Annotated in this window: 8 protein-coding genes and 1 tRNA gene; all 9 read left to right on the forward strand. The window is 46.8% G+C overall.

Annotated features, from left to right (window positions below; translation table 11 throughout):
- The first annotated feature begins 110 nt into the window (after positions 1–110).
- Positions 111–1,076 carry a MoxR family ATPase gene (locus tag NZ043_RS18090; RefSeq protein ID WP_047842249.1) on the forward strand — a complete coding sequence of 322 codons (966 nt, stop codon included), beginning with the start codon at positions 111–113 and terminating at the stop codon, positions 1,074–1,076.
- A 4-nt stretch (positions 1,077–1,080) separates the two neighbouring features.
- Positions 1,081–2,196, forward strand: coding sequence for a DUF58 domain-containing protein (locus NZ043_RS18095; RefSeq protein WP_047842250.1), 1,116 nt, complete (start codon positions 1,081–1,083; stop codon positions 2,194–2,196).
- Entirely contained in the window at positions 2,193–3,506 is a 1,314-nt protein-coding gene (locus NZ043_RS18100; protein WP_133384122.1) for a DUF4129 domain-containing protein, read from the forward strand. Before NZ043_RS18095 ends, NZ043_RS18100 begins: the two co-directional genes overlap by 4 nt.
- Before the next feature lie 83 nt (positions 3,507–3,589).
- Entirely contained in the window at positions 3,590–4,546 is a 957-nt protein-coding gene (locus NZ043_RS18105; protein ID WP_047842252.1) for an aldolase catalytic domain-containing protein, read from the forward strand.
- Positions 4,547–4,835: 289 nt separating this feature from the next.
- Positions 4,836–6,962 carry an EAL domain-containing protein gene (locus tag NZ043_RS18110; protein ID WP_091032783.1) on the forward strand — a complete coding sequence of 709 codons (2,127 nt, stop codon included), beginning with the start codon at positions 4,836–4,838 and terminating at the stop codon, positions 6,960–6,962.
- A gap of 160 nt (positions 6,963–7,122) precedes the next feature.
- A tRNA-Gly gene (locus tag NZ043_RS18115) sits at positions 7,123–7,193 on the forward strand.
- A 519-nt stretch (positions 7,194–7,712) separates the two neighbouring features.
- A complete protein-coding gene (abc-f, locus tag NZ043_RS18120; RefSeq protein WP_339309029.1) occupies positions 7,713–9,605 on the forward strand; it encodes an ABC-F type ribosomal protection protein in 1,893 nt (630 codons plus the stop codon).
- Positions 9,606–10,201: 596 nt separating this feature from the next.
- Entirely contained in the window at positions 10,202–11,236 is a 1,035-nt protein-coding gene (gene pheS / locus NZ043_RS18125; RefSeq protein ID WP_017689641.1) for a phenylalanine--tRNA ligase subunit alpha, read from the forward strand.
- A gap of 83 nt (positions 11,237–11,319) precedes the next feature.
- Positions 11,320–13,773 carry a phenylalanine--tRNA ligase subunit beta gene (pheT, locus tag NZ043_RS18130; protein WP_091032778.1) on the forward strand — a complete coding sequence of 818 codons (2,454 nt, stop codon included), beginning with the start codon at positions 11,320–11,322 and terminating at the stop codon, positions 13,771–13,773.
- The last annotated feature ends 46 nt before the right edge of the window (positions 13,774–13,819 follow it).

Here is a 13,819-nt window from a genome sequence, read left to right on the forward strand (position 1 = left end):
AGTCAAGGAGTTGGCCATTTGCCAACTCCTTTGTTTTATGTTGCCAATTAGGGTTATAGTTAGTAATGAATGCGAATACATAAGCTCCATAACGGAAGGATGAGATGCAGATGGAAATCCAAGGAATGGAACAAATGAATCAACAACTGATGGATCACGTGGGAAAAGTGATTGTGGGAAAAGAGCATACCATAGAGCTGGTGATGACAGCCATCATAGCGTCAGGACATGTGCTGTTGGAGGATGTACCGGGTACCGGGAAAACGATGCTTGCCAAATCGGTAGCCTCTTCATTGGACTGCACATTCCAACGGATACAGTTTACACCGGACTTGCTGCCCTCTGACTTAACAGGGATTCATTTTTTTAATCAAAAAGAAGGGGATTTTGAATTCCGACCCGGCCCCTTGTTTGCCAATCTTGTACTAGCTGATGAGATTAACCGTGCTACACCGCGTACACAATCAAGCTTGCTGGAGTGCATGGAAGAGCGCCAGATCAGTATCGACGGTTCAACGAGACAGCTGGAACGGCCATTTATCGTTATCGCTACCCAGAACCCTGTAGATAACCAGGGAACTTTTCCACTACCTGAAGCGCAGATGGATCGTTTTATGATGAAAATTCGCATGGGTTATCCAAGCAGTGAAGAGAGTGTAGAAATTTTGAGACGTACGGTAGCCAGTCGTTCAGTTGATGATCTCTCGGCAGTGATCAGTCGTGAAGAACTTTTGAAGGCGCAGGATACGTATAAAACAGTGCAAATCAACGAAGATTTGCTGCGATATATCATTCAGTTAACCGAAGCGACAAGGCAACATCCCGAGCTCTCGCTTGGCGTAAGTCCACGAGGGGCTCAGGCATTACTCAAGGCAAGTCAGGCTTGGGCTGCACTGCATGGCAGAGATTTTGTTTTACCTGATGATATTAAAGTGCTGGCGGAACCTGTGCTGGCCCACCGACTTGTATTCCGTAACCGGATCAGACAACAAGAGGGCTTGGCTGAGCGTATCATCCAGGAACTTCTGAATCAGACAGAAGTGCCTACGGAGAATCTCGCTACAAGCGGGCGTTAATCTTATGGCATTATTATGGCTTGTCCTTGTTGGAGGCATTGTCGTAGTTATACATGGTGTGTGGTTTGGACGACCTGCACTGCGAAAACTCAAGTACAGCAGACAATTCAGCAAGCTGCGTTGTTACGCTGGAGATGAACTTGAGATGGTGGAGACGATATCGAATGAGAAACGAGTCTCTGTTCCGTGGCTCAGACTTGAATCGATGATGCCAGTGTCGTTTGTATTTCGTTCCGGCTCAGGTATGGATATTAGTCAAGGCGAAATCTATCAGAACCATAAGAGTATTTTTACGTTAAAACCGTTTACTCGTATTACGCGTAAGCATCCTTTTACATGTACTCAGCGTGGAATTTATCCATTAAATACAGCAACGATGACAGGTGGGGATCTCTTTGGCGTGTGGCGTTCCACCAAACCGATTCCTTTGCAAATGTCTATGATTGTGTATCCTTCATTAGTGAATGCAGAGGATCTTCCTGCAATTTATCAGGTATGGCAGGGAGAAGTGGAAGTATCACGATGGATCGTTGAAGATCCGTTCTTGATCCTGGGTGTTCGGCCTTATGGTGCAGGAGACCCCATGAATCGTATCCACTGGAAAGCGAGTGCACGTACAGGTGAATTACAGGTCTACAAACAGGGATGGACAGCTGATCCGCAGTCCTGGATTGTAGTCAACATTCAAGAATCTGCAGATATGTGGAGTGTAGTCACTCGACCGGAAAAGATTGAACGGGCACTCCGTTATGCTGCCACGGCTGCAGTGGATGCCATTGGTAGAGGGTTGCCGGCAGGCTTCGCCCATAATGGTTATCATGTGGGTGGAGGCCGCGATACACTTCGGATTGAGCCGGATTATGGCACGCCTCATCTGGAACGGTTACTGGAAGCTATGGCTGAGACAGAGTTGAAATGCATGGTGCCCATGGAGCAATTCCTGAATGATGAAGTACGTCTGAATGAAGAAGCACAGCAAATCCGCAGCTATCTGCTGATTACATCCTATGTATCTGCCGCTATGGAGCACGAGATTGCACGTCTGCACGAACAAGGACATCGTGTAACGATTCTCCCGGTAGAGGACGTGAAGGGTAATACAAAGGCGGTGAGTGCATGAGGAACAGACCGGTAGCGACGACCAAAGGACTCATAGCAATGCTTGCCGTCTTGATGGCTGGCATCTACCTTTTTCCGATATTTACGCTTGCTTCATTCTACGCAATGGAACATTTGCCGTTCACATTATTCATCCTGGTCATTCTTGTAGGTTGGTTAGGACAGTTCATTCAACATAAAATTCCAGGTTTTAGCGAGAAGAGTACATTCATTCGTGGAGTAACGGCACTCGTCATAGGATTTCTCTTTGCACTCGTTGTTGGGATGAGCCTCATTCTCCCGTTGCCGGATATCATCACATTGGTACTGTGTGGAGTCATCTCGGCTTATGCAGGTCTGACCTTCCAGCCAGTCTTTCATTCTGTGTTGTTATGGCGCTTGCAGATTATGGGTGTAATCAGTGCGATCGTGCTTATGATTGCTTCGAACTCGTTAGAATTCATGCAGCCGATACGAACCTACACCCTATGGATTTATATTGCGGGAGTGATCAGCTTTGCCTTTTGGCTGGTTGGACGATATATGCTGCAACTGGATCAGGCAATACTCAATGACGGCAAGAGAAGATTGGTATTAAGAGATTTTGCACGTGCGAATCATCAGCGGTTCATGTGGATGTTTATTGTTATCGTCGCGATTGGTGCTTTCCCAAGTCTGGCTGCCTGGCTGGGACCGCTACGTGATCGCTTGCTCGCATGGATCAGGGGATGGTTTGGTCCGATTTCCGGCGAGGAGCCACGATTACCAATGGACAACCCCAATCAGCAGTTAAATATACCGAATGACTGGAGAGAGCCGCCATCCGAGCCCTCAGTCTTCTGGAACATCCTCGGATGGGTAGTGATGTGTGCTGTAGCAGGAGCAATCCTGTGGCTGCTTCTGAGGTTGGGTCAAAAAACGATAAACAGACTTATGGACCGATTCAAGGGGATGTTACAACCCGGTGAAAAGAAGGCGGAACCACGGACGGAGTATATCGATGTCAGTGAGACGCTTGATGCGCCAGCAAAAGTCCGAAAGAATTGGTTTCGGAAGAAAGAAGCGCCCCCTGCACAGGATGCCGAACGTGTTCGGTATTACTATCGGACTTGGATTGAAAAAGCAGCTCATCGAGGCGTGGTAATACAGGGGACGCATACTCCGCTGGAGGCTGCACAGACCATTATTCAGAATGGTGTGAAGGTAGAAGAAGATGAGCTGTCTGCGAGACTGCCAGATGCGTATAATGCCGTTCGTTATGGAGAGAAAGCTCCCGATCGTTCCGATATGGTTGAGATTGACCGAATCTGGAGATCTTATCGAAGTAAATAAGTCCGGAATCCCTTTACTTTTCTTGTCACGTTCAAGTATCATGAGAGGAATACACAAGTTGGTCAGAAAAGGAGCAGACATTAATGAAGACAAATCATTGCAAAATTGTAGATTGTACGATCCGTGATGGCGGATTGGTGAATAATTGGGACTTTAGCGTGGACTTTGTTCAACAGCTGTATGCTGGATTGAATGAAGCTGGCGTTGATTATATGGAAATTGGATATAAGAACTCTCCGAAGTTGCTTAAAGGTGCCGAGGAAGCAGGACCATGGCGTTTCCTGAACGATGATTTCCTGCGTAAAGTTATTCCTCAAAAAGGAAATACCAAACTGTCTGCTCTGGTTGACGTAGGTCGTGTGGACGAAAATGATATCTTGCCTCGCAGTGAGAGCATGCTGGATCTGATCCGGGTTGCCTGCTACAGCAAAGATGTGGACAAGGCACTTGCTCTGGTTCAAACATTCCATGATCGTGGATATGAAACTACACTTAATATTATGGCACTCTCCAATGTTATGGAGAATGAGTTGCTGGAAGCATTTGAATTGATCAAAGAAAGTGCTGTGGATGTTGTTTACATTGTAGACTCCTACGGTAGCTTGGACCATAATGATGTGAAATACCTGGTAGAGAAGTTCAAGACTCACTTGCCTAACAAGCGTCTTGGTGTTCACACACATAATAATATGCAGCTTGCGTTTTCTAACACATTGGTTGCGGCAGAACTTGGCGTCGAACTGCTTGATGCTTCTGTGTATGGCATGGGACGTGCGGCAGGAAACTGTCCAACCGAATTGCTCGTAGCTCATCTGAAAGGAACGAAATACAATCTGCGTCCAGTACTTGGTGTATTGGAACAGCTGATGGTTCCACTGAGAGAAAAAGAAGAATGGGGTTACATTCTGCCTTACATGATTACAGGTGCGTTGGACGAGCATCCACGTTCAGCGATGGCGATTCGCTCATCGGAAGACAAGGATAAGGTTGTTGATTTTTATGATAAATTAACAACACCAGAAGTGAATTTTGATAAGTAATATAGTCTGAAATACAGTTGTAAAATAGGAAAACATGGACTCTAAATGGAGATCCATGTTTTTTTAGTTCTTAATGCCTTGTTTTTCTCTATATTTATGAATAAATATTCCTAGGAGTAACTATTTTTTAGTTCACGTATACAAAATTAAATGTTATTATGTACCAGATAGCATGTGTATGCATGTGAATTGAACGTTGGTTAATATTTTTTTTGTCGAATCGTGTAGTAAGTTGTTAGGTTTGGTTAATGTAATTCAGGATAGGTGATCCCGGGAAGGAAAACACGGCATGAAGGTTAATCTGCAAGATCAGAGAAAAATAAGTTGGGTCGCTGTGTGCGGCTTATTGTGTTTCCTCGCAAGTCAATGGTTTCGTTCTTCTTCAAGCTCTGATCTGATCATATCGGGTTACCCGGTTTTGACACTCTTGGGTGGATTCGCTGCGGCGGCGGCTTGTATCGGCATCTACAATCAAAGCTGGTTGTTTCGGACACAGAAGCTAACTCTTCGGAGGACATTATTGACAACACTCTTTTTATTGATTGGTCTGTTTGAACTGGTTCATATTGTTTCATTTGCAGAAGAGATTCCTAATGGAGCCATGATGGAATCGGAGTTCTCCTTAATGATGTCAACCATGGGATCTTTGGTATGTTCCGTAGGTTTACTGCTCGTGTATACCTTAAATGAGAAAGAAATTGCATTACCACGCAAATTCTTACTGTTCAGTGGGACATTGGGTACCTTTGTTATTTTGTACATACTGGCTATCCAGGAATGGAGCATGTTACCAAGTATGCTTGATGGGGAAGTGCTTGGTGGTATCTTCACCCGAGTTCATTTTATGGTCGGATTGCTCTATGGCATTATTGCAGTTCTTTTGTTTGTGCAGTGGAAAAAAACCAAAGATGGTGATCTACCAACCATTCTATGTGGCATTCTGTGTTTCTTTTTTGGTGAATGTTATTTTGTTTCAGCAACTGGGGTGAACGATCTCAATTTGCTGTTAGGATTGCTGAGTAATTGCATGGCGTATTTTTTCATTCAAAAAGGCCTATATACGTCCGTTGTGGACACACCTTTCCTGCAACAGCAGGTCGCGGAAGCCAAGATGAACTATATTGCTCATCATGATGATGTAACGGGACTTCCCAACCGTCGTCGCCTTTCCCAGCGGTTGAAAAAGATGATGGATGATGCCGTGGTGCAGGAACAGCTTGTTGGTGTATTGGTCCTGAATATTAATCGGTTCAAAACCATTAATGATTCGCTCGGACAGCAAGCAGCTAATCGGGTTTTGCGTCAGGTAGGTCAACGACTGAAACATTTGTCACTTCCAGGAGAAGAAGTCTTTGGATTGGGAAGAGATGAGTTTGCATTAACGATGACAGATTTCAGTTCAACCGATACAGCGTTGCGTCGGACAAGATCCATTTTGCAACTTTTTGAGAAGCCCGTCTTGGTTGATGGCAATGAGTATCATCTTACACTTGGAATCGGGATGGCCATTTTCCCACATGATGGGGAGTCACCACTGGAGATTATTCAGAATGCAGATACGGCTTTGCACAGTGCCAAGGAACAAGGAATGGAACTGAATCGTTTTGCCCATGCGATGCAGATGAAGGCACAGGAGCGCTTGCAGCTTGAGAATGATCTGCGCAAGGCGTTGGATCGAGGTCAGTTTTACTTGGTCTACCAGCCGCAGGTTAATCTGCAAAGTGGGCTAATCGTTGGCATGGAAGCCTTGGTGCGTTGGCAGCATCCGCAGCGAGGCTCGGTATCTCCGGCGGAATTTATTCCTCTGGCTGAAGAGAGTGGGCTCATTGTGCCACTTGGCGAATGGGTGCTTCGTGAAGCGTGTGCACAGAACAAACAGTGGCAGGAAGCCGGTTATCGTAAACTGTGTGTTTCGGTGAATCTGTCGATGAGACAATTCAGGCACTCCCATTTGTTGGACAATATCAATGGCATTCTCAAAGAGACGGGACTAGAGCCTGTATGGCTTGAACTGGAGATTACAGAGAGCATGACATTTGATAAAGACCGGTCATTCGAACAATTGCGCAAAATCAAAGAAATTGGTGTGCATATCAGTATTGATGATTTTGGAACGGGATACAGCTCGTTGCACTATCTGAAGGATCTGCCGATTGATCGGCTCAAGATTGACCGTTCATTTGTGAATGAAGTCATGGAAGACAGCAATAACGCCGCGATTGTATCTACCATCACTTCAATGGCGCATCATTTACAGCTGAAAGTCACAGCTGAGGGCGTGGAGAACGAAGATCAGATGGTCTTTCTTCGCAATCAACACTGTCACGAGGCACAGGGTTATTTCTTCAGTAAACCGATTAAAGCCGCTGAATTTGAAAAGCAGTTTTTGAGAGATGTGGATAAGCCTACAGGATAGGGAACAGCGGGGGCGCGAGGGTGCTCCTGCTTTTTTTGATGGATGCGTAATGAAAAAAATGGGAAATATGACTTGCATGCTATAGAGGATCATGGTATATTATTATTTGTAAAATCACTGTTAAATTCCTAAGGAACTTAACAATAAAATCTTCAATCATGCGGGTGTAGTTCAATGGTAGAACTTTAGCCTTCCAAGCTAATAGCGTGGGTTCGATTCCCATCACCCGCTTAACGAAGCAGTACCGGAGTCCTTGCGATGCAAGGACTTTTTTTATTGCGCTAAAGGAAATCCCGTGGTAACAGCGAGCAGAAGGTTGTTCTGTTTTCGTAGTGGCCAGTAAGTAAGTATTCTTTAGTTTAATTTATATACCCTTTGCTTTTTTACAATGATCTGGTACAATAACGGAGAAATTGATACTACACATGAATGAGAGGTAACCATACGTCCCATGAAGTAAAACACATGAATTGAACCCCAGTTAACTGCAGACGGTTTTATAACGCAGTCAGCCAGAGCGGCTGAGCAATGAGGGGATTCGTGTGTCCAAATTCAGCTATGGGAAAAGGTATGGAACAAGTAAGCCTCGAAGGTTTACGTGTACCCTGTGTTTGGGGTTTCTTTGTTCATGCCGTAGCTTACCTTAGATCTGTCTTTGAATGCTTGATCCAACCCTGAATTGCCAAACCGCCGGCTGATGCCAGCGGTTTTTTTTGTTCAGCAAAAAGGATGCAGGAAGGATGAGGCCTCATGATGACATTGGTACGCTTACATGAAGTATCAAAAGAGTGGAACGGTAATGAATTGTTTACAGGATTGAATTTGGAGATTAATGAGGGCGAACAACTCGCCATTTTGGGTCGAAACGGATGTGGCAAGACAACGTTGTTACGCATCATTTTGGGTGAGGAGCATGGTGGCGGACGGATAGAACGTCATATCCCTCAGCAGGAATGGGGGTTCATGCGCCAGCGCTCGGAGATTGAGGCCGGGATGAATGTACTGGATGCGGTCCGGCGTGAGAGCGGTCAGATCTATGAAGTAAAACGGAACTTGGAAGAACTGGAACAACGTCTGAGCATCAGCACTGAAGCGGATGAAGAACTGCTTGCAGCTTATACACAGGTGATGGAGCAATATGAACAGTTGAACGGTTATATGTGGGAGACTGAGGTAGAGAAAGTACTGACTCGCCTTGGATTATCCGCAGAGCATTGGAATAGACCCTATCATTCTTTGAGCGGTGGACAAAAAACAAAGGCTCGTTTGGCGGGGCTGCTTGTCAGTAAACCCAAATTCCTGATCCTGGATGAACCGACGAATCATCTGGATGAGGGAAGCATGCGCTGGCTTGAAGAGTGGTTATCCTCATATGAAGGTACGCTGTTATTTGTATCACACGATCGTACGTTTATTGATCAGGTAGCAACAGGCGTCATTGAGTTCAGTCCAGATGCCCTGACCAAATACAAGGGCGGATACTCCGACTACAAGATCCACAAAGAGCGTGAATTACGCGAACAGGAAACGATCTACCGCAGGCAGGAATTGGAACGTAAGGCGCTGGAAGAAACGATTCGAAATTATCAGGAATGGTTCCATAAAGCGCATAATTCGGCAACCGATGTGGAGGTGAAGATCACCCAGAGCTTCTACAAGGCCAAAGCCAACAAAAATATTTCACGATACCATGCGAAACAAAAACAGCTGGAACGTTTGGAGCGGGAACGGGTGGATAAACCTCGTGAAGCTGCAAAATTGAACATGGAATTACAGATGAATCCACTGGCTGCACGCCAGCTGCTTGCGCTGGAAGAGGTGAGTTTTTCATATACGGGAGACAAACTATTGCTGCGGGATCTTCGGATTACTTTGGAACGTGGAGATCGGCTTGCTGTACGGGGTCCTAATGGAACGGGCAAGACAACACTGTTGAAGTTGATGATTGGTGAACTGGAACCTTTGCAAGGCAAGGTCACACGGCATCCACAGCTGAAAATCGGTTACTTTTCACAGGAGCTGGAAGGGCTTCCCGAAAATCTGACGTTGCTGGACAGCTTGCTTACCCTTCCATCCATGACACAAAGTGCGGCACGTACCATTCTGGGATGTTTCCTTTTTTCCAGAGACAATGTGTTCAAGCACATTGGGGATTTGAGCATGGGGGAAAAGTGCAGAGTGGCATTTCTGAGACTGTATTTTGGCGGAGCAAATCTGCTGGTGCTGGACGAACCGACAAACTACCTAGACATCGATACCCAGGAAGTCATGGAGAATGTATTAAAACAGGCTTCAGGTGCTTTGGTGCTTGTATCCCATGACCGGATGCTGACGAAGTCACTCGCGAATCGGTTATGCGATCTGGAGACTGGTGGCACAGCAACTCTGTTTGAAGGAGGTGTGTCGGATTGGGAGCAGTCCACCAAACTTCGGGAGGTGGCGCTGGAGACCCGTGAATCCGATGATGAGCGGTTACGATTGGAGATGCGACTATCGGAGTTGCTGTCTCCTGTAAGCACTGCTGGAAAAGACAGTCTGACACAGCCCGAGCATTCGAATGAGCGAGCAGTCGAGGCAGCTGAGATTCGCGAAATCCAGCAGCGCCTGAAACAATTGAAAGATAAGGGTGCAAGCATAAATTAGAACATGGACGGCTTGCTATTTCGAACTATTTTGCATATAATTATGAACGATCATCGATGATTACATCGATATGGGTATGTGTTCAAAAAGATCGGTTTTCAGTACCAAGAAGATGGGATGAAGATAGAAATGGAGTAGCGGAGCGTAGGGAAAACTACGTGAGCAACGGACATTTCGGCTGAATGCCATATTCGATGCTGATGATGCCGCCAGGCATCATTCGTAATCAAAAGCGGACTTTTTGACAACCTCTAGAGGTTTAACTAACAAAGAAACGTGATGATGGAGATAAGTAAGCAGTGCCTCTGGACAGGGAGGAAGCGCCGTAGATTGAGAGCGTTTCTGTAGAACAAGGCTGCCGAAATTCACTCCGAAGCGGTTCCCTGAACCTGTTTGTGTGCAGACACAGAGGCAACAGTAGGGGCAAACGGTTAACGGTCGTTATTCCGTACAAAGTGAGACAGAACCAGTTGCAGGCCAGAAGGCCACGCAGCAATGGATGTCTAACAAGGGTGGTACCACGGTCTTTTCGTCCCTTCAGGGGAGAGAAGGCCTTTTTTTGTTGCAAAAACACCACAAAAAGGGGGCAATTACACATGAAAGAACGTTTAGAGGCATTGAAGATCGAAGCGCTGGAGCAGTTGTCTGGTGTGAATGATCCGCAGACGCTCGGTGATCTGCGTGTAAAGTATTTGGGGAAAAAGGGTGCATTGACTGAGATTTTGCGCGGAATGGGTGCACTTAGTGCAGAGGAACGTCCGGTTATTGGTCAAGTAGCCAACGATGTTCGAGCTGCCATTGAGGAAGTTATCGACAGCAAGCAGGATCAGTTCCAGAAGGAAGAGACGGCGAAACGTCTGCAATCCGAGAAAATTGATGTAACTCTGCCAGGACGTCGTGGACGTCAAGGCGGACTGCATCCACTGACCAAAGTGGTACAGGAGATCGAAGATATTTTCATCGGTATGGGATACCGCGTTGCGGAAGGTCCTGAAGTCGAAATGGATTATTACAACTTTGAAGCATTGAATCTGCCGAAGAATCACCCGGCGCGCGATATGCAGGATTCCTTCTATGTTACAGAAGACTTGTTGATGCGTACCCATACGTCTCCGGTTCAAGTACGTACCATGCAGAGCATGAAGGGCGAAGTGCCTGTCAAAGTCATCTGCCCAGGTAAAGTATACCGCCGTGATGATGATGATGCGACGCACTCTTTTCAATTCAACCAGGTTGAAGGATTGGTCATCAGCGAAAACATTCGTATGAGCGATCTGAAAGGAACCCTGCTGCAATTCGTGCGCGAAATGTTCGGTTCCCACACAGAAATTCGTCTGCGTCCAAGTTTCTTCCCTTTCACAGAGCCAAGTGCGGAAGTGGATGTAACTTGTGTACAATGTGGCGGCAGCGGCTGTCGCGTATGTAAGCAAACAGGCTGGCTTGAAATTTTGGGCGGCGGTATGGTTCACCCGAAAGTACTGGAAATGGGTGGTTATGATCCGGAGAAATACAGTGGTTTTGCATTTGGTATGGGCGTAGAACGTATCGCCATGCTGAAGTATGGTGTCGATGATATCCGTCACTTCTACAACAGTGATCTGACCTTCCTGAAGCAATTCGGACGGCTGTAACTTTACAATAAATAGATTAACGTATATAGAGCAAGCGTTATGAACCGGGAATACCAATTTATAGATGAAGGAAGTGAACGTCCATGAGAGTATCGACAGATTGGCTGTCTGATTATATTTCCCTTGAAGGTGTGACGCCACAGGAATTGGCGGAGAAAATCACCCGTGCGGGTGTCGAAATTGATGTAGTGGAGAACCGCAACAAGGGCGTGAATAAAGTTGTTGTAGGTTATGTGAAGAGCAAGGAGAAACATCCCGATGCAGACAAACTGAATGTATGTGTCATCGATGCCGGCCAAGAAGAAGATCTGCAGATCGTGTGTGGTGCGAAAAATGTGGATGCTGGCCAAAAAGTAGTCGTAGCCCTGGTTGGAGCGAAGCTCCCTGGTGGATTGGATATCAAAAAAGCCAAACTGCGCGGTGTTGTCTCCCTTGGCATGATCTGTTCCGCCAAAGAGCTGGGCATGAACGACAAATTGCTGCCGAAAGATCAGCAGGAAGGTATTCTCGTTCTGCCAGAACAAACGGAGGTTGGCACGCCAATCAGCCAGGTTCTTGGTCTCGACGATCATGTGCTTGAACTGGACCTGACACCAAACCGTTCCGACTGTCTCAGCATGCGTGGTGCAGCTTATGAAGTGGGTGCCATCCTGGGTCGTGAAGTGAAGCTGCCGAGTCCCAAAGACCAACTGGTTGAAGTTGGTAATGCAGCTGCGAATCATATCTCTGTAGAGATTAAGGCACAGGAGCAATGCAGTCACTATGCAGCTCGTTATGTAACCGGCATTAAGCTGGGTGCTTCCCCGCTGTGGATGCAAAACCGTCTGATGGCGGCAGGTGTTCGCCCAATCAATAACATCGTTGATATCACGAACTATGTCATGCTTGAATACGGTCAACCGCTACATGCATTTGATGCGGATAAGCTGGAAAAGGGCCATATTGAAGTGCGGATGGCCAACGAAGGCGAAACGATTGTTACACTGGATGGACAGGAGCGTAAGCTGGAGCCGCACATGTTGCTCATTACGGACGGCGTGAAACCTGTAGCCATCGCTGGGGTTATGGGTGGCGAGAATTCCGAGGTATCGGAAGGCACGGTGAATCTGCTCTTGGAGTCCGCCAAGTTCGACGGCGGAACCGTTCGGAAAACGTCGCGCCAACTGGGGCTGCGTTCCGAAGCAAGCATGCGTTTTGAGAAGGAAGTAGATCCGGGTGCGGTCATTACGGCTTTGGATCGTGCAGCTGAACTGATTCAGCGTTATGCTGAAGGTGAAGTGCACCAAGGAATCTTGGAAGCTGGAGCTGAAGCTGCGGAGAAACGTGTAATTCAATTGTCGCTGGATAGACTGAATCGTTATCTGGGAACCGATCTGTCTTTGCTTGAGGTAAAAACCATCTTCGCTCGTTTGCACTTTGCATGTGGTGATGCCGATCAAGGATTGCTGGATGTGGAAGTACCAACACGCAGAGGGGATATTACGCTCGACGTAGACTTGTTTGAAGAGATTGCACGCCTGTACGGATACGACAACATTCCAACCACATGGATTGAAGGACCAACGACTCCAGGGGCATATACACGCTCTCAAGCGATGCGTCGCACCATTCGTGGATTGCTCTCCGGCAGTGGCTGGCAGGAAATGATCAGTTACTCCTTTGTACACCCGGATAAAGCGACATTGTTCCCGGCGTTGACACAAGGCAGTAAAGCCGTGAAACTCGCGATGCCTATGAGTGAGGACCGCAGTGTGCTTCGTACGAGTATTTTGCCGCAAATGCTGGATGCAGCGGTGTATAACATGAACCGTAAACAGGATTCACTGGCTGTATTTGAAGTGGGCAATGTGTTCTTCACCGAAGAAGATCAGCTGACCAAGCAACCGCATGAGATTCCGGTACTGGGCTTGCTGCTCACCGGGAATCGTGCAAGCCAGCAGTGGAATGTTGGAGCAGAGAAAGTAGACTTCTTCGATCTGAAAGGTGCACTTGAGCATCTGTTCGCCTATGTGGGGCTTGAACAACGCATTCGCTTGGTAGCAAACAGCCCTGAAGGATTCCATCCGGGACGTTCCGCATCGGTTTATCTGGAAGGCAAGGATGGCGGGGAAGGCACATTGATCGGTACATTGGGTCAATTGCATCCGGAACTGCAACAGCAGTATGATCTAAATGATGTGTACATCGCAGAGATTGCACTTGAATCAATCTACAACGAAGCAGACGCTGACATTCGTTATCGTGAACTTCCGCGTTTCCCAGCCATGGAACGTGATATCGCGGTTGTTGTGAATGAGGATATTGAAGCTGGAGATATGCTTCGCGCCATTCGTGAATCGGCGGGTGAATTGTTACAAAACGTACAGGTATTCGATGTGTTTACTGGCAGTAAACTGGGTGAAAACAAGAAAAGCGTGGCGATGGCACTGGTATACCGGAATCGTGAACGTACACTGACCGATGAGGAAGTTACTGAAGTTCATGCCCGTGTAGTGGCTCGTCTGGAAGAGCAATTCGGAGCGGAATTGCGCAAATAGGACAAAAGAAGATTTTTTGAACAAAGATTAGCAGGAATTGTTTGAA

The organism is Paenibacillus sp. FSL k6-2145, from assembly GCF_037976585.1.
In the GTDB taxonomy this organism is placed as follows: Bacteria; Bacillota; Bacilli; order Paenibacillales; family Paenibacillaceae; genus Paenibacillus.